We start from the raw sequence: 19,610 nt of genomic DNA, 5'->3' as shown, positions 1-19,610 counted from the left end.
CTCCACTGAAGGAGCACCATGCCCCCCACCACCACACCCGCGCGGCGAGCGCCGCTGCGCGCAGCGCTCGCCGCGCTCGGCCTCGGAGCAGTGCTGCTCTCGGGCCTCGTCGCCCCGGCTCCGGCCGCGCAGGCGGCCGATGCCGTGATCCCGCAGCAGGGCCTCCTCGCCGACTACCGGTTCACGCAGACCACCGGCAGCACGGTCCCGAACACCGTGAGCGGAGGCGTGGGAGCCGCCACCGTCCGCAACGCGACCGACGCGCTCTGGACCGGCACGTCGCTCCGCCTCACCGGCGGCCCCAAGAGCAGCACCACCGCCCCCTGGGTGCAGCTGCCCGCGAACCTGCTGACCGGTCGCTCGTCGGCCACCGTCACGATCGAGACCCGCGCCGACGCGTCGATGCTCTCGAACTTCCACTTCCTGTGGAACATCGGCAGCGACAGCACGAACCAGTACTGGTTCGCGTCCGTCCGCGACCGGGTGCGCACCGCGATCACGACCAGCGGAGGGAACGGCGAGAACAACGCCCGCAGCGCCTCCGCCCTGACCGCCGACCGCTGGTACAGCCTCACCTCGGTGATCGACGGCAGCGCCGGCACGATCTCGTTCTTCGTCGACGGCGTCCAGGTCGCCTCGGCGCCCACCGCTCTGCGCCCCTCGTCGGTGGCGGACCAGTCGCTGAACACGATCGGCCGAGCACCGTACCCCGACCCGTTCTACACGGGCGAGGTCTCGGCGTTCCGCGTCTACGACCGCGCGCTCACCGGGGCGGAGGTGGTGGCCGTGTCGAGCGTCGACGCGAAGCCTCACGCCTCCACGTTCTCCCCGATCGCCGCCGCCGTGCTGGCCGGGGTCGCCCCGCTCACCGTCGACGACTCGACCACGAACCTGCCCGACTACGGGGGAGCGGTGACCTGGTCCTCCAGCGACCCGACCCTGCGCGTCTCGGCCGACGGCCGCACCCTCAGCGCCGACCGCCCCGCCGTGGGCCAGGCCGCGCGCACCTCGTCGCTCACCGCGACGGCGTCGATCCGCGGAATCGTGCAGACCCGCTCGATCGCCGTGACGGTCGAGCCGCAGGTCGGCGTCGACACCCCCTACGGCTACCTGATGGTCCACTTCGTCGAGGACTCCCAGGGCTACGCCGAGAAGATCTACCTCGACGTCTCCCGCGGCGACGACCCGGAGAAGTGGGACCCGCTCAACGGCGCGAAGCCGATCCTGGCCTCCGACCTCGGCACCACCGGTGTCCGCGACCCGTACCTGACCTACAACCCCGACACGAAGAAGTACTACATCATCGCCACGGACCTCCGCGTCTTCGGCGGCGACCGGGGCCCCAGCACCTGCGACACCTGGTGCTACTGGACCACCAAGGGCAGCACGAAGATGAACGTCTGGGAGTCGAGCGACCTCGTGTCGTGGAGCGACGTCCGCCAGTTCGACGTGGCGCTCGACGCCGCGGGGACGAAGAAGCTCGAGGCCGGCATGATGTGGGCTCCCGAGGCCACGTGGGTGCCGGACTATGCGGGACCCGGCAAGGGCGCGTTCGTCGTCTACTGGTCCTCGACGGTCTACCCGACCGCGGCGCACACGCCGGGCACCGGATCCTCCCGCGTGCTCTGGGGAGCGACCACGGACTTCACGCAGGCCACCTACTCGTACGGCGGCACCTTCATCGACACCGGGGCCGACACGATCGACACCACGCTGATCCAGGACTCCGGCACGACCTACCGGATCTCGAAGGACAACGGCACCGGCAAGGGCATCTACATGGAGTCGACCACCTCGGCGACCTGGTGGCTGCCGACGACCTCGTGGACGCAGATCCAGTCGCGCATCGGCGCGGTGTGGTCCGGCGGCAACCCCGGTGGGGTCGAGGGCCCCGCGGTGTTCAAGGACCACGGCGAGGACACCTGGTACCTGTACGTCGACGTGATCCCCGCGACCGGCTACAAGCCGATGGTGACGAACGACCTCGACACGGGCTGGACCCAGCTCACCGACCCGGGCTTCTCGCTCGCCTCGTCGACCAAGCACGGCGGCATCGTCTCGCTGACCGCGGGGCAGTACGCCGAGGTCCGCTCGGCCGACGCCGCCTCCGCGGTCCGCTCGGACCTCGGCGAGGTGACGGTCGCCTCCGGCACCGACGCCGCGGCGGCTCTGCCCGCCCGCGCCGACGTCGTGCTCGCCTACAACCGGGGCACCGCCTCGCAGCCGGTCACCTGGAACACCTCCGCGGTGGCGACGGCGCCCGGCCGCTACTCCGTCACCGGAGTCGTCCGCACGATCGGTGCGAACGACAACCAGTGGGTGGGCGCGAACGGATCGACGGCCTACGACGCCGCCGACCGTCGGCTCTCGAGCTCCACGGCCGTCACGGTCACCGCGACCGTGGTGGTGACGGCACCGACCTCGACGCTCACCGCGTCCACCCGCTGCGTCGCGGGCAAGGTCGTCCTCACCGGAGTGGTGAAGAACACGGGCACGACGCCCCTCTCGGTCGTCATCCGCTCGCCGTTCGGCGCCTCGCAGACGCTGACCGCCGCCCCCGGCGCCAGCGCCTCGGCCGCCTTCACCACCCGTCAGGCCTCGGTCCCGGCCGCCTCGCTCACCGCGGGCGCCCTGACCGCGGCCTACCCGGCGCGCACCTGCTGACGCACGCGCGCCGCTGACGCCGAGACGGCCCGCCCCCGCCGAGACACCGCCCCACCGCGGTGCCTCGGCCGGGAGCGGGCCGTCTCGGCGTCGAGCGCCTCGGAGCTCCGCGGCGGCCGCCCCACATCCCGGCACGGCAGGCTGTACGGATGAGCGCGCCTGGAACCACCGACCCCCTCGACCACGTCCGCGTGCGCGGCGCCCGCGAGAACAACCTCCGGAGCATCGACGTCGACGTGCCGCGCGACGCCCTCGTCGCCTTCACGGGGGTCTCGGGATCGGGCAAGAGCTCGCTCGCCTTCGGCACGCTCTACGCGGAGGCGCAGCGCCGCTACTTCGAGTCGGTCGCCCCCTACGCGCGGCGGCTGATCGACCAGGTCGGCGTGCCGGACGTCGACTCGATCGAGGGCCTGCCGCCGGCCGTCGCCCTCCCGCAGCGGCGCTCCGGAGGCTCGGCCCGCTCCACGGTCGGCAGTGCGACGACGCTCTCGAGCGTGGTGCGGATGGTGTTCTCGCGCATCGGCGCCTACCCCGAGGGCGCGCCGATGCTGCTCGCAGAGGACTTCTCGGCCAACACCGTGCAGGGCGCGTGCCCCAGCTGCCACGGCATCGGCCGGGTCTACGACGTCCCCGACGAGCTGATGGTGCCGGACGACTCCCTCTCGATCCGCGACGGGGCGCTCGCCGCCTGGCCGACCGCCTGGCACGGCAAGCAGCTGCGCGACAGCCTGATCTCGCTCGGACACGACATCGACGCTCCGTGGCGCGACCTGCCCGCGGAGGACCGCGACTGGATCCTGCACACTCCTGACTCCCCGCAGGTTCCCGTGTGGACCGACCGCTCGCCCGCGGAGGTGCGCGCCTCCGTGGCCGCCGGGGACGAGCCGCGCTACATGAGCACGTTCCTCGGGGTGCGCCGCTACGTGCTCGACACCTTCGCCGGCTCGAAGAGCGCCCGGATGCGCGAGCGCGCGGCCTCGTTCGTCGTCAGCGTCGCCTGCCCGGTGTGCGGCGGCCGGAGGCTGAAGCCCGACGCGCTCGCCGTCACCTTCGAGGGGCTCGACATCACCGAGCTGTCGGCGCTCCCGCTCGAGGAGCTGGTCGTCGTCGCGCGGCGCGTGCTGGAGCCCGGCTGGACCCCGGCCGACGGCGCTCCGCAGACCCGCCTGGCCGCGCAGCGGCTGGTCGAGGACCTCGTCGCCCGCCTCGCGCCGATCGTCGACCTGGGCCTCGGCCACCTCTCGCTCGACCGCTCCACGCCGACACTCTCCTCGGGGGAGCTCCAGCGGATGCGCCTCGCGACGCAGGTGCTCTCGCGCCTCTTCGGCGTCGTCTTCGTGCTCGACGAGCCGTCCACGGGCCTGCACCCCGCCGACACGGAGGCGCTGCTCGGCATCCTGCGGACCCTGCGGGCGACCGGCAACACCGTCTTCTTCGTCGAGCACTCCCTCGACGTCATCCGCGAGGCCGACTGGATCGTCGACATCGGCCCGGGCGCGGGGTCGGGGGGCGGCACCGTCGTCTACTCCGGCCCGCTCGACGGCCTGCCGGGCGCCCGCGACTCCGTCACCCGCCGCTACCTCTTCCCCGAGGGCGACCCGGCGCCGCTGCGCTCCCGCCGCACCGCGGAGCAGTGGATCGAGCTCGCCGGCGTCTCGCGGCACACCCTCGACGACCTCTCCGTCGCGTTCCCGGTCGGGGTGCTCACCGCGGTCACCGGCGTCTCCGGATCGGGCAAGTCGACGCTCGTGAACCAGGCGCTGCCCGATCTGCTGGGCGCCTCGCTCCGCGCCGACGTCGCCGAGGACGCGCCGGCCGAGGAGGGCGGGGAGGCGGACCCGCTGCTCGACGCGGCTGCGGCGGCGACCCGCGGCACCGCCTCCGGGCCCGCGGACCGCCTGCGCCGGGTGGTGCAGGTGACCCAGACCCCGATCGGCCGGACCTCGCGCTCGAACGTCGCGACCTACACGGGCCTGTTCGACCGGGTGCGGACGCTCTTCGCGGCCACACCGGAGGCGAAGCGCCGCCGCTTCTCGGCGAGCCGCTTCTCCTTCAACCTGCCCAGCGGGCGCTGCCCCGTCTGCAAGGGCGAGGGCTCCGTGGAGGTGGAGCTGCTGTTCCTCCCGACCGTCGAGGCGCCCTGCACGGCGTGCGGCGGCACCCGGTACAACGACGAGACCCTCGAGGTCACCCTGGGCGGCCGGACGATCGCCGACGTCCTCGCGCTGAGCGTCGCCGATGCGCGCGAGGCCTTCGCCGAGGACCGCGAGGTCGCCCGCCACCTCGACGCGCTGGTGGACGTGGGGCTCGGCTACGTCTCGCTCGGCCAGCCGGCGCCCGAGCTGTCCGGGGGAGAGGCGCAGCGGGTGAAGCTCGCCTCGGAGCTGCGTCGCGCCCAGCGCGGGGACACGCTCTACCTGCTCGACGAGCCGACGTCGGGCCTGCACCCCGCCGACGCCGACCGCCTGCTCGAGCACCTGCAGCACCTGGTCGACGCGGGCAACACGGTGATCGTCGTCGAGCACGACATGCGCGTCGTCGCCGACGCGGACTGGGTCGTGGACCTCGGCCCGGGAGCGGGCCGGGCCGGCGGCTCGGTGGTCGCGACGGGCACTCCGGAGGAGGTCGCCGAGGCCGCGGGCAGCCGCACCGCTCCGTACCTCCGGGCGGCTCTGGACCGGCGCCGCTGAGCACCCGAGGACCCTGTCAGTCCTCTCACCGAAACCTCACCGAAAACAGTTGTTAACGGTAACATTCGAGGCGGCCCGCCCCCCTGGGCCGGATTTCTCAACGACGAGAGGCCTCACGAATGCGACGACGACTCCCCCTGGCCACCGTGGCGGTGATGGCGCTGACGGCGGGTCTCCTGTCGGTCGGCCCCACGGCTCAGGCCGCCCCCACCACCTCGCTCGACGCCGCGAAGGTGCTCGAGCTCCCGTTCGACGGGTCGCTCGCCGACACCAGCGGTCGTGGTACCGCCCTCGGGATGCAGAAGGGCACCGCCTCCTACGGCACCGGCCTGAACGGCCGGGCGTTCGAGTTCACCGGATCGAACGCGATCTCGCTCGGCACTGCGGCGGCGCTGCAGCCCGCCGACCTCACCGTCTCGTTCTGGTACAAGCCGACCAGCGCGATGACCGGTGAGCAGGTCTTCACCTGGAACAAGACCGCCTACAACTCCGACGGCTGGTACCTCACCTCCGAGGGCGACGGCACTCCGCTCGCCCTCTCGATCGGCCCGTCCGGCGGTCAGCCGTACAAGGTCGCCGTCGAGACCGCCCGCTCCGGCTTCTTCCCCGCGGGGGAGTGGACGCACGTGGTCGCCACGTACGACAAGAGCACCAAGGCCGTCGCCTTCTACCGCAACGGGGTGAAGCAGACCGCCGTCGTCAAGACCGCGCCGTCCTCCTCCGCATCCGGCGTCCTCGGCTCCGAGAGCACCTCGACGAAGACCCTCGGCTTCAACGGCCCCCAGTACAACGGCGCGCACCTGCGCGGCCTGCTCGACGACTACGCGCTCTACAACGGCGTCGCGACCACCACCGACGTCGTCGCCCTGACGAAGGCCGGCAACCCCTCCTTCGACCCCGCGAGCATCGCCCGGGCCGACCTCGAGCTGGTCGCCCCGCCCGCGAGCACCAGCACCGGCTTCACCCTGCCCACCGTCGGCGCGAAGGGGTCCGCCCTCAGCTGGACCTCCTCCGACCCGGCGACCGTCGCGATCAGCGGAGGCACGGCCGCGGTCACGCCGCCCACCGGCTCCGCGACGCAGGTCGTCCTCACCGGCTCCGCCACCTACGGGGGCAGCACCGCGGTCACGAAGACCTACACTCTCCAGGTGCAGCCCCGGGGAGTGAAGACGTCGAACTACCTTCTGGAGGCCGGCCTGTCCGACGTCTCCGTGCAGGACCCCTACCTCGAGAACGGGGAGCAGCAGACCGTCGAGTACCTGCTGAGCCTCGACCCCGAGATGTTCCTCTACTCCTTCTACCGCGAGGCCGGGCTCACGCCGACCACCAGCGGCGGATACGGGGGTTGGGAGCGCGAGAACGGCACCCGGTTCCAGGGCCACTTCTTCGGCCACTACCTCTCGGCGCTCTCGCAGGCCTACGCGACCGAGGAGGACGCGGCCACCAAGGCGGCTCTGCTCGCGAAGCTCACCGCTTCCGTCGACGGTCTGAAGAAGGTCCAGGACGCCTACGCGCTGAAGGACCCCGCGAACGCCGGCTACGTCTCGCCGTTCCCGACCCGCTACCTCCCCTCGGGCGGCGACGGCCTGCTCGTCCCCTTCTACAACCTGCACAAGGTGCTCGCAGGCCTCCTCGACGCCCACGACCAGGCGCCCGACGCCGTCTCGCAGAAGGCGCTCACCGTCGCCGGCGGCTTCGGCAGCTGGATCACCGCCTGGGCGGGCCGCCAGGCCAACCCCGGGCAGCTCCTGAACACGGAGTACGGCGGAATGAACGAGGCGCTCTACCGCCTGTACGAGACCACGCACGACCCGGCCCACAAGCGCGCGGCCGAGTACTTCGACGAGACCGCGCTGTTCCAGAAGCTCGCGAACAACGAGGACGTCCTCAACGGGCTGCACGCGAACACGACCGTCCCGAAGCTGATCGGCGCGCTGAAGCGCTACCGCGTCTTCACCGACGACCCGGCGCTCTACGCCACGCTCACCGCCGCGGAGAAGTCGGATCTCGACATGTACCGCCGTGCCGCCGAGAACTTCTGGCGCATGGTCGACGAGACCCACACCTACGCCAACGGCGGCAACAGCCAGTCCGAGCACTTCCACGCCCCCGGCACCCTGTACGAGTACGCCACGAACGGCCAGACCACCGGCTACGGCGAGAACTCGACCTCCGAGGGCTGCAACATCTACAACATGCTCAAGCTCACCCGGGCGCTGTTCCAGGTGACCGAGGACGTGAAGTACGCCGACTTCTACGAGGAGACGTTCATCAACGGCGTCCTCTCGGTGCAAAACCCGGACACCGGCATGGTGACCTACTTCCAGCCGCAGACCGCGGGCTACGCCAAGGTCTTCGGACACGAGCTCGACGAGTTCTGGTGCGACCACGGCTCGGGTATCGAGAGCTTCACCAAGCTCGGCGACTCGATCTACTTCGAGAAGCCGAAGACCGTCTTCGTGAACCAGTTCCGCTCCTCGGTCCTCCGCTCCTCCGCGAACAACCTCCGGCTGACCCAGACGGCGGACATCCCGAGCACGGACACGGCGACCCTGAGGGTCGAAGCGCTGGCCGGAGGAGCCGTGGCCGCGGACACGACCCTCAAGCTGCGCGTGCCGTCCTGGATCGACGGAGCGCCGACGCTCACCGTGAACGGTGCCGTCCGTGCCGTCACGGCCCAGGCCGGATACGTCTCGGTCGCCGTCGCCGCCGGTGACGTGCTGACCTGGAAGCTGCCCGCCGCGGTCAGCGCGGTCGCGGACACGGAGAACCCCGACTGGACCGCGTTCCGCTACGGACCGGTGCTGCTGGCGACCGAGCTCAACCGCTCGAACGTCGAGGCGTCCTACGTCGCCGGCGTCCTGGTGCGCATGGGCACGGCCGACAAGTCCGTGAACTCGAACGTCGTCGTCGCGGACTCCGCGGCCTGGAAGTCCGCGGTCCGCGGCAACCTGGTCCGCCTGCCCGACGGCGCGGACGGCAACGGCCGCACGACGATGCGCTTCGGCATGAAGAACGTCGACGCCGCGTCCGCCGCCCGGGTGTTCACTCCGTACTACAGCCTCTACAACGCCCGCTACGCGACCTACATGACCCTGATCGAGCCCGACTCGGCCGCGGCCCAGGAGCTGATCCGGACGCAGAAGGAGCAGCTGCGCGTCGACGAGACGACGATCGACTCCCTCACCTCCTTCGACAACAACAACAGCGAGGCCGACAAGAACTACAAGACCGCGCGGTCCTCGGTGGGGACCTGGCGCGGCGAGGGGTACCGCGACGGCGAGCGCTCGGCGGAGGCGTACTTCCAGTACGACATGATCGTCGACCCGGCTCTGCCGGCGAACTACCTCGGGGTCCGCTACTACGGCGGCGACGCGGGACGCACCTTCGACGTCTACCTCAACGACGTGAAGCTCAAGACCGAGGTGGTCTCGGGAGCGGCCGGAGCGACGAGCTGGTACGTCCAGTACGACCGGATCCCGGCGTCGATCCTCAGCGGTCTCGCCGCGAAGGACAGCTACAAGCGCGACCAGAGCGGGAAGTACGTGCTCGACGCGAAGGGGCAGAAGATCCCCGTCGTCACGGTGCGCTTCCAGGGCACCGGATCCAGCTACGTCGGCGGTGTCTTCGGGGTCTACACGACCGAGTCGACCACCTACGCTGCGGACCCGGAGCTGACGAAGCTCTCCTCCGACGTCGGGACGCTCTCGCCGGCTCTCGCCGCCGGGGTCAGGGACCACACGCTCACGGTGCCGGCCGGTACGACGAGCGTCTCGCTCGACCTGGACCCGGCCGTGCCCAGCGGCCTGGTGAAGGTCGACGGCGTGCTGATCGACGACACCGTCCGCCGCACCGTGCCGCTCGCGGCCTCGGGGACGACGAGCGTGGTCGTCGAGTCGTCGGCGCAGGACCACACGACGACAGTGACCTACCGCCTCTCCATCGTCCGCGCCTCCGCGGCGACGGTGCCGACCACCGTGACGGCCACCAGCCGCTGCGTGGCGGGCAAGGTCGTGGTGACGGTCTCCGCTCGGAACGACGCGAAGGTCCCGGCGGCGATCACCCTCGGCTCCGCCTGGGGCTCGAAGGCGTTCACCGGGATCGCTCCCGGGTCGAGCGCCTCGCACGCCTTCACCACCCGCGCCGCCTCGGTGGCCGCGGGCTCGGCGACGGTGACCGCGACGGCGACCGTGGACGGAGCATCGGTGACCACCACGAAGCAGGCCGCGTACTCCGCTCTCACCTGCAAGTGACGTGACGACGACGGCCGCCGGGGATCGCCCCCGGCGGCCGTCGTCGTCAGTCGGAGGTGCGGTAGAGGCCCTGGAGCAGCCCGATGACGTCGCCCAGGACGGGCGGCGGGTCGCTCCGGATCCACGCGGCGTGCACGGGGACCGGCGGGGCGTCGCGGACGACCCGGTAGGCGAGGCCCTGCCGTCGGTACTGGCTCACCGTCGATTCCGCGGTCACTCCGCGGGCGGAGCCGCTGCTGATCACCGTGAGCCAGTCGTCGACGTCGGTCGTCGGGACGGTGATCCGCGGCCGGTCGTGCTCGGGCCAGAGGTCGAGCCGGGTGCTCCCGGTCCGGTCGTCGAGCGCCAGCGGAGCGGTCGCCACCTGGGCGAGGGTGACCGTGCGCTTCGCGGCGAGCGGGTCGTCGACGGACAGGGCGCAGTAGCGCTTCTCGGTGCCGATCAGAGCCGACTCGACGTCCGCAGCCGGAGATCCGCGCCGGAGGATCGCGAGATCGCTGAGGCCCTCCGCGAGCCCCGCGGTGGGCGTGTTGGAGCGGATCAGCCGCAGCTCGTGGCGGGGGAGCGCCGCGGCCCAGCGGCGCTGGAACTCCTGGGTGTGCTCGCCGAGAGCCGACCAGGCGTAGCCGATCCGGATCGTGTCCGTCCCGGCCGCCGCCTCCTCGCGCAGATCGTCGACGACGGCCAGGACGCGGCGGGCGTGTCGCAGCACCCGCTCGCCCGCCGGCGCGAGCTCGACGCTGCGGGTCGTCCGGTGGAGGAGCCTTCGTCCGAGGACGGACTCGAGCGCCGCGACGTTGCGGGAGACCGCCGTCTGGGAGATGCCGAGGTCGATCCCCGCGTCGGTGAAGGTCCCGGCGTCCACGACGCCGACGAACGACCGGAGGTGGCGCAGTTCCAGTTCCATGACCGCATCCTATTCATGCGGTTCCCGCATCGATCGGGCCGATGACGCATTGTGAGCCGGGGCCGGACGGCTCGCAGACTTCCGGAATGACGAAGCAGCTCCCCGGCGACGGCCGGACCGTCGGCGTCGCGACCGCCCTCGCGAGCGCCCTCTCGAATCAGCTCGGGGCGGCCTCCGGGACTCTGGCCTTCCCGGTCCTGGGATCCGTCGGAGTGGTCGCCGTCCGGCAGATCGTCGCCGCGCTGATCCTCCTCCCGGTCGTCCGGCCGCGGATCCGCGACCTGACCCGCGCGCAGTGGTGGCCCGTCCTGCTCCTCGCCGTGGTGTTCGGAGCGATGAACCTCACGCTCTACGCGGCCATCGACCGCATCGGGCTGGGGCTGGCGGTGACCCTGGAGTTCTGCGGGCCGCTGGCGGTCGCGCTCCTCGGCTCCCGGAGCAGGACCAGCGCGCTCTGCGCCCTCGTCGCCGGAGCAGGCGTCGTCGCGATCGCCGGGCCGAGGCCATCGTCCGACCAGGTGGGGATCGCGCTCGGTCTCGCGGCCGCGTGCTGCTGGGCCGCGTACATCCTGCTCAACCGGATCATCGGACTCCGTCTGCCCGGAGCGCAGGGGACCGCCACGGCGACCGGGATCTCCGCCGCCGTCTTCCTGCCCGTCGCCGTCTGGACGCTCGTCTCGACGCGCCCCGACGCGGGCACCGTGCTCCTGGCGGTCGGCGCCGGCGTCCTGGCGACGGCCGTCCCGTTCGTGGCCGACGTGATCGCGCTCCGGAGGCTCCCGGCGAGCGTCTTCGGGACGCTCATGAGCGCCAACCCCGTCCTGGCCGCCCTCATCGGCGCGGTCGTGCTCGGGCAGGACGTCGGCGCGGCCGGATGGATCGGCATCGCCCTCATCGTCACCGCGAACGCGGCGGTCCTCCGGCGGGGGCGTCGCGCGCGGTGAGGCCCGGCGGCGGGCCGAGCGAGAGGTGATCCCGTCGAGATGCCGCCGCTGTGCGTTACCTGTTCGTTATGAAAAAGGCGCCTACACGACCAAACCAGGGACACCCTGGGAAACGGCAGGTCGCGGGAGAAAACTCTCCTCCATGAACCAGACAGCGGCACCCGTGCGCGAGCATCGAGCTCTCTACTTCCTGCTCGCCGCCCTCGCGGGCATCGTCACGGGCGGAGTCCTCCTCGCCGTCGCCGAGCTCATCGCCCTCGCGGTCGCCCGCACCGCGAGCCCCGTGCTCGCGCTCGGCGCCTTCATCGTCGACATCGTCCCGCGCCCGCTCAAGGAGTTCGCGATCGAGACGTTCGGCGAGAACGACAAGACCTTCCTGCTCGGCAGCGTGGGCGCCGCGGTCGTCGTCGCCGCCGCGATCGCCGGAGTGCTCCAGCTGGTCCGCCCGCCGCTCGGCCAGGTGCTGCTCGTGATCGCCGGCGGCCTCTCGATCGCCGCCATCGTGACCCGCACCGGAGCGTCGCCGCTCGCCGCGGTGCCCACGCTGGTCGGACTCGTCGTCGCCGTCGTCGTCATGCACCTCCTCTTCACGCGCCTGCGCGGCTGGCGTGCGGCCCGGGCCTCGGAGGCCAGGGGAACATCCTCCGAGGCCCGTCCGGGCGCCCTCGAGCGCCGCGGCTTCTTCCGCATCGCGCTGATCTCCGCCGTCGGCGCGGCCGTCGTCGGCACCGGTGCCCGCCTGGTCAACGCGGCGACCTCCTCCCTCGCCGGTGTCCGCGACGCCCTGCGCCTGCCGTCCCCGCGCAGCACCGTCTCGATCCCCGCGGGCGCCGAGCTCGACATCGAGGGCATCACGCCGCTCTACACGCCGAACGCCGACTTCTACCGCGTCGACACCGCCCTCACCGTGCCCAACCTGGACCCGTCGGCCTGGTCGCTGAAGATCACCGGCATGGTCGATCGCGAGGTGACGCTGAACCTCCAGCAGATCTTCGACATGGGCCTCGACGAGTACGGCATCACCCTCACCTGCGTCTCGAACCAGGTCGGCGGCAACCTCGTCGGCAACGCCAAGTGGCTCGGCGTCCCCCTGCGCGACGTGCTGAAGATGGCCGGCGTGCAGAGCGGAGCCGACATGCTCCTCTCCACCAGCAGCGACGGCTACACGGCGTCCACCCCGATCACCGCGGTCACGGACGAGAACCTCGACGCGATCCTCGCCGTCGGCATGAACGGCGAGCCCCTCCCGTTCGAGCACGGCTTCCCGGTGCGGATGATCGTGCCCGGCCTCTACGGCTACGTCTCGGCCACCAAGTGGCTCACCGAGCTCAAGGTCACCACCTTCGAGGCCGACCAGGCCTACTGGACCCCGCGCGGCTACTCCGCCGAGGCCCCCATCAAGATGTCCTCGCGGATCGACACCCCGCGGATCGGCGTCCCCGTCACCTCGGGCGCTCTCAAGATCGCGGGCGTCGCCTGGGCGCAGAGCATCGGCATCGAGAAGGTCGAGGTGAGCATCGACAACGGCGACTGGCAGGAGGCGACGCTCTCGACCCCGGTCAACCTCGACACCTGGGTGCAGTGGTTCGTCGACTGGGACGCCCAGCCCGGCTCGCACTACGTCGCGGTCCGCGCGGTCGACAAGAACGGCATGGTCCAGATCGAGGACCGCGCGCCGGTCGCGCCCGACGGATCCTCCGGCTGGCAGCGCACGCTCATCAACGTCACCTGACGCCCCGTGGAGGCGCCGATCCCCGGGGGTCGGCGCCTCCGTTGCGTCCGGCGTCCGTCGCGACGACGCCCCCGCAGTGCGGACGGCCCTGACGCGACGTCGCCTTGGCGGCAGGCACCGCGGCACGTCCCGGCCCGGCGCGCAAGCCTCCGCGGCGGCGCAGCCCGCGAGGAGGCGCCGCTCTAGCCTTCGAGGATGCGCTCCCGGCTCCTCCACCTCCGCGAATCCTTCTGGTTCCTCCCGGCCCTGTTCGGCGTCCTCGCCGTCGGGCTGGCGCTGGGGCTGGTCGAGGTCGACCATCTGCTGGTCCGCGCCGGCGTCAGCGACATCCCCCTGATCGAGGACCTGTCGCCGACCGGCGGCCGGGCGATCCTCTCGGCGATCGGCGGGACGATGCTGGGCGTCGCCGCGACCTCGTTCTCGATCACGATCTCGGTGCTGGCGACCACGTCCTCCGCCTACGGGCCCCGGCTGGTCCGCAACTTCATGGCCGACCGCGGCAACCAGGTCGTCCTGGCGGTGCTCACGTCCACGTTCCTGTACTCGCTGATCGTGCTGCGCGCGGTGCACACCGAGGAGGACGCGTCGCTGACGTTCGTGCCGGTGGTGGCCGTCTCGTTCTCGGTGCTGCTCGCGGTGGGCGACGTCGCGGTGCTCGTCTACTTCATCCACCACATCGCGCTGTCGGTGCAGGTGACGACGCTGCAGCAGCGGGTGCTCGGCGAGCTCGTCGACGTGATCGAGCGACTGCATCCGGAGGACGGTGAGGAGCCGGTGGACGCGGAGGAGGCCCTGCTCGCGGAGGAGGCCCTGCCGCCGGCGGGGCGCGAGCCGGTCGTGCTGTGTGCGGTGCGCGGGGGCTACGTCGAGCAGCTCGAGGTCGAGCGGCTGGTCGCCCTGGCCCGCCGCGGCGACACGCGGCTCCGGGTGCTCGCGCTGCCCGGCGACCACGTCCTCGTCGGCGACCCGGTGCTCGAGGTCCTGGAGGGGTCCGTCGCCCAGGAGGAGGCGGTCGCCGCGGTCGTCGTCGCCGACGCGCGCACCCCGCACCAGGACCTCCGCTACGCCGTCCAGCAGGTGGTCGAGATCGGAGTCCGCGGGCTCGCGACCGGCACCAACGACCCGTACACCGCGGTCGGCGCCGTCGAGGCCCTGACCAGCGCGCTCGTCGACCTCTGCGGCCGGCCGGAGGCGCGCGGCCGCTACTCCGACGCCGACGGAGTCGTCCGCCTGGTCGTCCCGTGGCCCCGAGCGGGCGAGCTGCTGGCCGACGTGTTCCTCGCCCTGCGCTCGTACGCGATGGAGCAGCCGCTCGTCGTCCGCGCCGGCGTGCGCCTCGCCGAGCGGCTCGCGGTCGTCGCCCGCGGCGGGACCCGCGTCGAGCTGCACCGCCAGGTCCAGGCGTTCGCCGCCGCGCACGCCGCTGCCGACGGCGACGCCCTCGAGGCGCCGGCCCTGCGCGCGTCGCTCGCCGCGCTCGAGGCGCGCCTCGCGGCCTGACGCTCGGCCTGCCCGGCGCTCCAGGAAGCCACGCCGCCCGTGGAGTGCTCGAATCGATTCGAGTAGGCTCGGCGCATGACAGAGAACACCACTGAGCTGCGCGTGGGGGTCGTCGGCCTCGGCTTCGCCGGCACCACCCACCTCGATGCCTTCCAGTCCCTGCCCGGCGCCCGCGTCGTCGCGCTAGCCGGCCAGGAGGAGGCGCGCCTGCACGAACTCGGCGCGACCCGCGGCGTCCCCGACCTCTACGCCGACTGGGAGGAGCTCGTCGCCCGCGACGACCTCGACGTCGTCTCCATCGGCGTCCCGAACCACCTGCACCACCCGATCGCCGTGGCCGCGCTCGCGAGCGGCAAGCACGTCTTCTGCGAGAAGCCGCTCGCCACCACCGCCGAGCTGGCGGCCGAGATGGTCGAGGCCGCCCGCACGAACGACCGGGTGCTCGAGATCGCGTACAACCACCGCCGCCGCGCCGACGTCGCCTTCCTCCGCGACTACCTCGACGACGCGCCGCTGGGCGACGTCTACCACGCCCGCGCGAGCTGGCAGCGGCGCACCGGCATCCCCGGCATCGGCTCCTGGTTCACCAGCAAGGAGCTCGCCGGCGGCGGCCCGCTGATCGACCTCGGCTCCCACGTGCTCGACATCGCGCTGCACCTGCTCGACGAGCCGCGCGTGACCAGCGTCTCGGCGGTCGCGTACGGCGAGATCGGCCGCTCCGGCCGCGGAGGGCGCCCGCACGGCGTCGCCGCCACCGGCACGCACGCGTTCGAGGTGGAGGACTTCTCGAGCGCCCTGCTGCGCCTCGACAACGGCCGCTCGCTCCAGCTCGACGCCTCCTGGGCCAGCTACTCGAAGGTCGACGAGGACATCGAGGTCGAGCTGCTCGGCTCGGCCGGGGGCGCGCGCCTCCACATCGCCGACTACGCCACGGAGGGGACTCTGACGCTCTACTCCGAGGTCGCCGGAGCGCCGACCGTCTCGCACCCCGACGTGAAGGTCCCCGCCGGGCACCACCGCTCGGTCATCGCCGAGTTCCTGGAGGCGATCGCCTCGGGAGCCGACGCGCCCGCGGGCGGCCCCGCTACTCCGGCCACTACGGCGAGTACGCGCTGCACCGCAGCCGGGTGGTCGACGCGATCTACCGCTCCGCCGCCGAGAAGCAGGAGGTGGCGGTCGCATGAGCTCCCCGATCGAGGTCCTCGTCTGGAACGAGTTCCGCCACGAGACCCGCGGCGACGAGACCGTGCTGCGCCACTACCCGGACGGCATCCACCGCGTCATCGCGGACGGACTCGCGGAGTCGCTCGGCGACGCCGTCTCGGTGCGCACCGCGACGCTCCCCGAGCCCGAGCACGGGCTCACCGAGGAGGCGCTCGCGACGACGGACGTGCTGCTGTGGTGGGGGCACATCGCGCACGAGGAGGTGTCGGAGGAGGTCGTCCAGCGGGTCCTGCGGCACGTGCAGGAGGGGATGGGGATCCTGGTCCTGCACTCGGGCCACTACTCGTCGATCTTCAAGGCGCTCATGGGCACGACCTGCTCGCTGAAGTGGCGCAACGACCGCGACCGCGAGCTCGTCTGGACGATCGCACCCACGCATCCGATCGCCGAGGGCGTGCCCAGCCCGCTGATCATCCCCGAGCAGGAGATGTACGGCGAGTACTTCGACATCCCGGTGCCGGAGGAGACGGTGTTCCTGTCGACGTTCACCGGCGGCGAGGTGTTCCGCTCCGGCGTGACCTACACCCGCGGCCTCGGGAGGGTCTTCTACTTCTCGCCCGGCGACCAGGACTACCCCGTCTACCACCACCCGGACATCCGGCGCGTGCTGGCGAACGCCGTCCGCTGGGCCCGCCCGACCCGGCCGCGCACGCCCCTCACGGCCGACCACCACCCCCGGGGCTGGTTCGAGTCCTGACGCGGTCCCCTCCCTCTCCGCGGGATGCCGTTCCGGTACGCGACACGCCGTGCCGGGCGCACCGACGTGGCGTCTCGCGGGGAGGTACTGGGGGGATGCAGCAGTCGGAGGGGCGCGAGCCGGACGAGGTGCGCCGGTACGGGGAGGCTCCGGAGCAGATCGCGGACGTCTTCCGCGGGGCGCCCGGCGAGGCGCGCCGGCCGGTCGTGCTCGTGCACGGCGGGTTCTGGCGGGCGCGGTGGGACCGGCGGCACGCCCGGCCGCTCGCGGCGGCACTGGCCGAACGCGGGCACGACGTGCTCCTCCCCGAGTACCGGCGCACGGGCGACCCGGGAGGCGGCTGGCCGGGCACCGGCGACGACGTCCTGGCCGTGCTCGCGGCGCTCCCGGCACTGCTGCCCGGCGCCGGACCGGTCGCCCTCGTCGGCCACTCCGCCGGCGGCCACCTCGCCGTCTGGTCGCAGGCCGCCCGTCCGTCGCCGCACGTCGCCGCTGTGGTGGCACTGGCGGGCGTGCTCGACCTGGCCGCCGCCTCCGCCGACCGCCTCAGCGACGACGCCGTGGGGGAGCTCCTCGGCGGCGACCTCGCGCTGCTCCCGGGCGCCGACCCCGCGCAGCTGCCCGCGCCGCCGCAGCCGACCACGCTGATCCACGGCGTACTCGACGAGGACGTCCCCGACGCCTACAGCCGCCGATACGCCGACCGGCACCCCGCCGTGCAGCTGCACGAGCTCGCCGACGCCGACCACATGGCGCTCGTCGATCCGACGACGCCCGCCTTCGCGATCCTCCTCGCCGCGCTCGCCTGACGCGCGATCGCACCCCCTCGCCCGTCGGCGTGCGCTGGGGACGGATCGCGACGCACCGCCCGCCGACGCGCGACGGGGACGGGCCCCCTACAGGACCGGCGGGTACAGGAAGAGCGGGACCTGGGCGGTGGGGAAGGTGCGGGTGACGTAGCTGTGCTTGCCGCCGTAGTTGTACTCCTCGAGGAGCACGGTGCCGTCGTCGTTGACCTTCTGCACGTACGAGACGTGGTTGTAGGTCCACCACGCGACGCAGCCGACGATCGGGACGCTGCTGGTCGCCCAGCCCTTCGCGGCCCAGTTGTCCGGCCACTCGTAGGCGCTGCCGCCGAGCGGGGTGATGTTCCCCCACGTGTACTTCCACGGCGCGGAGGTGCGACCGGCGTCGCGGTTGAGGCGCCAGGCCACGAAGTCGACGCACTCGCGGTAGTAGTAGCCGAGGGGCGAGAGTCCGCCGCCGTCGTCGTCGATGGTCTCGTAGGGCCACGGGTAGTCGTCGCCGACCGCGCGGGTCTGCACGGTCGAGAACTCGCCGCCGTTCGATCCGGAGAGCACGGCCGCCTGGCGGCTGGCCTCGTCGAGCTGCGCCTGGGTCGGTGCGGCGAAGGCGTCGCGGACGGCGGTCTGGCCGGCGGCGTCGGAGGAGACGGTGAGGTTCTGGAGGCCGACCCGGTTCGCGGCGGCGCGGCCGGTCGCGGTGGCGGAGGAGCTGCGGGCGCCGTACGCGGGGATCGCGGCCGTGGCGAAGAGGCCGCCGACCACCGAGAAGGTGCCGAAGGCCAGGGCGCGGCGGCTGAGGCCACGGGCTCGGGCGGGCTCGGCGGCGCGGGGAGCGACGGGGCGGGAGGCGGACGCGCGGCGCGGTGAGGCCGGGATCGACCGGGAGGCGGGGGAGGCGACGGCGGGGATCTCGACCGACACGGTCGGAGCGGTCGCCACGGCCGTTGCGGCGTCGACGGCGGTGGGCGCGGAGTCGCCAGCGGCTGCGGAAGCGGCGGAGTCGTCCGATCCGCTGCCCTCGACCGCGGTGCCGGCGGAGGCCGCGCCCGTCTCCGCCTCGGCCCGGGCCGCACGGCGCTCGGCCTCGCGGGCCTCGCGCCGGGTCGGGGGTGCAGTGGTCGGGGTGCCGGCACTCTCCTCAGGGGTGGGAATGCCTGGCTTCGACACGCGTGCGTTCTCCTCGGATGACGGTGGTGACGGGGGGTCGGGGGCCGGTGGGGATCCGGCGACGAGCCACTCTAGCCCGAGGCCCGCGCATGACGGAACGATCACGACGGATCCGGCACGGATGCTCCGACCGCTCGCGCCCGTGCGGTGCCAGGATGGGGCGCAACCGGGAAGGAGCTCCTCATGACCGCACCCACCCCCACCGGGCCCGTCCTCGTCGGCATCGTCGACGGCCAGCGACCCGAGGTCCTGCGCACCGCCGCCCGCGTCGCCGCCGACGCCGGAGCCGCCCTGCTGCTCGTGTCGGTCTCGGCCGATCCGTACCTCGTCGGCGAGTACGTCGATCCGATGACCGGCGGCATCCCGCTCGGCTTCGTCGGCGCCGCGGCCGACCGCGGCGAGGGCCCGTCCCTCCCGCCCGGGCTCCGCGAGACGGTCGAGCACGAGCTGGACGGCAGCACCGTGCAGTGGTCGCTGCGCGCGGCGCGGGGCGAGCCCGCCCTGGCGCTCGCCGAGGTCGCCGAGGAGGTCGACGCGCGGATGATCGTGGTCGGCACCCGCGACGCGGGCGTGCTCGCGAGCATCGCCGAGTTCCTCAGCGGGAGCGTCGCCGCCCACCTCGCGCACCGTCAGCACCGCCCCGTGCTCGTCGTCCCGCGCGCCGACCGCGACCCGTCGCGCCCGGCGCCCTGGGACCTCGCGGAGTGACGCGACCCCTCCACCTGCGCCCCTCCGCGATCCTCCTCGTCGCGGCGGGCGGAGCCGTCGGCACGGCTGCCCGCGCCGCGATCGGCGCCGCACTTCCCCCGTTGGGCGTCGTGCCGGTCGCGACGCTCGCCGGGCCGGCCTGGGGTACGGCGTCGGCACGGCTGCGCTCGCCGTCGCGGCGGCCGCCGCGGGCCTCGCCCTGACGGGCGTCCGGCTGTCTTGAGCGGCGCGGTGGGCACTCCGACGCGGCGCGGCGGGCGAACCGGAGCGGCGTGCGGCTCTGCTCCTCACCGCCCTTCCCGGAGCCCACCCCACGCC

The 19,610-nt window shown here is 72.9% G+C and carries 12 protein-coding genes and 1 pseudogene; 11 read left to right on the top strand and 2 right to left on the bottom strand.

Annotated features, from left to right (window positions below):
- The first annotated feature begins 18 nt into the window (after positions 1-18).
- The 3 genes from C5C56_RS09995 (at position 19) to C5C56_RS09985 (ending at position 9,607) form a co-directional block, all read left to right on the top strand.
- A complete protein-coding gene (locus C5C56_RS09995) occupies positions 19-2,664 on the top strand; it encodes a LamG-like jellyroll fold domain-containing protein (protein ID WP_104288143.1) in 2,646 nt (881 codons plus the stop codon).
- 149 nt (positions 2,665-2,813) lie between these two features.
- On the top strand, positions 2,814-5,354 hold the full coding sequence (locus C5C56_RS09990) for an excinuclease ABC subunit UvrA (RefSeq protein ID WP_104319514.1): 2,541 nt from the start codon (positions 2,814-2,816) through the stop codon (positions 5,352-5,354).
- Positions 5,355-5,473: 119 nt separating this feature from the next.
- A complete protein-coding gene (locus C5C56_RS09985) occupies positions 5,474-9,607 on the top strand; it encodes a beta-L-arabinofuranosidase domain-containing protein (protein ID WP_104288142.1) in 4,134 nt (1,377 codons plus the stop codon).
- Positions 9,608-9,653: 46 nt separating this feature from the next.
- Here the strand turns inward: C5C56_RS09985 and C5C56_RS09980 are convergent, their stop codons facing one another.
- A complete protein-coding gene (locus C5C56_RS09980; protein ID WP_104288141.1) occupies positions 9,654-10,514 on the bottom strand; it encodes a LysR family transcriptional regulator in 861 nt (286 codons plus the stop codon).
- 86 nt (positions 10,515-10,600) lie between these two features.
- Between C5C56_RS09980 and C5C56_RS09975 the strand changes: the two genes are divergently transcribed.
- From C5C56_RS09975 to C5C56_RS09950, 6 genes and pseudogenes are all read left to right on the top strand, one after another.
- Positions 10,601-11,458, top strand: a complete 858-nt coding sequence (locus C5C56_RS09975; RefSeq protein ID WP_104269307.1) for a DMT family transporter — start codon at positions 10,601-10,603, stop codon at positions 11,456-11,458.
- 142 nt (positions 11,459-11,600) lie between these two features.
- Positions 11,601-13,190, top strand: coding sequence for a molybdopterin-dependent oxidoreductase (locus C5C56_RS09970; RefSeq protein WP_104319513.1), 1,590 nt, complete (start codon positions 11,601-11,603; stop codon positions 13,188-13,190).
- A 195-nt stretch (positions 13,191-13,385) separates the two neighbouring features.
- Positions 13,386-14,690, top strand: coding sequence for a DUF2254 domain-containing protein (locus C5C56_RS09965; protein WP_104260644.1), 1,305 nt, complete (start codon positions 13,386-13,388; stop codon positions 14,688-14,690).
- 75 nt (positions 14,691-14,765) lie between these two features.
- Positions 14,766-15,569 (top strand): annotated as a pseudogene (locus tag C5C56_RS18485) (Gfo/Idh/MocA family protein); the annotation flags it as partial.
- A 301-nt stretch (positions 15,570-15,870) separates the two neighbouring features.
- On the top strand, positions 15,871-16,611 hold the full coding sequence (locus tag C5C56_RS09955; RefSeq protein ID WP_104319512.1) for a ThuA domain-containing protein: 741 nt from the start codon (positions 15,871-15,873) through the stop codon (positions 16,609-16,611).
- A gap of 95 nt (positions 16,612-16,706) precedes the next feature.
- The gene (locus C5C56_RS09950) at positions 16,707-17,420 is read left to right on the top strand and encodes an alpha/beta hydrolase (protein ID WP_104319511.1); all 714 of its coding nucleotides are present in this window, start codon (positions 16,707-16,709) and stop codon (positions 17,418-17,420) included.
- 87 nt (positions 17,421-17,507) lie between these two features.
- Here C5C56_RS09950 and C5C56_RS09945 read toward each other — a convergent pair whose 3' ends face one another.
- Positions 17,508-18,584: a CHAP domain-containing protein gene (locus tag C5C56_RS09945; RefSeq protein WP_104319510.1), complete on the bottom strand. Its 1,077-nt coding sequence runs from the start codon at positions 18,582-18,584 to the stop codon at positions 17,508-17,510.
- A gap of 183 nt (positions 18,585-18,767) precedes the next feature.
- Here C5C56_RS09945 and C5C56_RS09940 point away from each other — a divergent pair, with 183 nt between their 5' ends.
- Complete coding sequence (locus C5C56_RS09940) at positions 18,768-19,292, top strand: universal stress protein (RefSeq protein WP_104239244.1); 525 nt, start codon at positions 18,768-18,770, stop codon at positions 19,290-19,292.
- A complete protein-coding gene (locus tag C5C56_RS09935) occupies positions 19,289-19,495 on the top strand; it encodes a hypothetical protein (protein WP_104247674.1) in 207 nt (68 codons plus the stop codon). Before C5C56_RS09940 ends, C5C56_RS09935 begins: the two co-directional genes overlap by 4 nt.
- The last annotated feature ends 115 nt before the right edge of the window (positions 19,496-19,610 follow it).

The organism is Rathayibacter sp. AY1D1, from assembly GCF_002932635.1.
Lineage (GTDB): Bacteria > Actinomycetota > Actinomycetes > Actinomycetales > Microbacteriaceae > Rathayibacter.
This window is presented reverse-complemented; position numbering and strand designations above follow the sequence as displayed.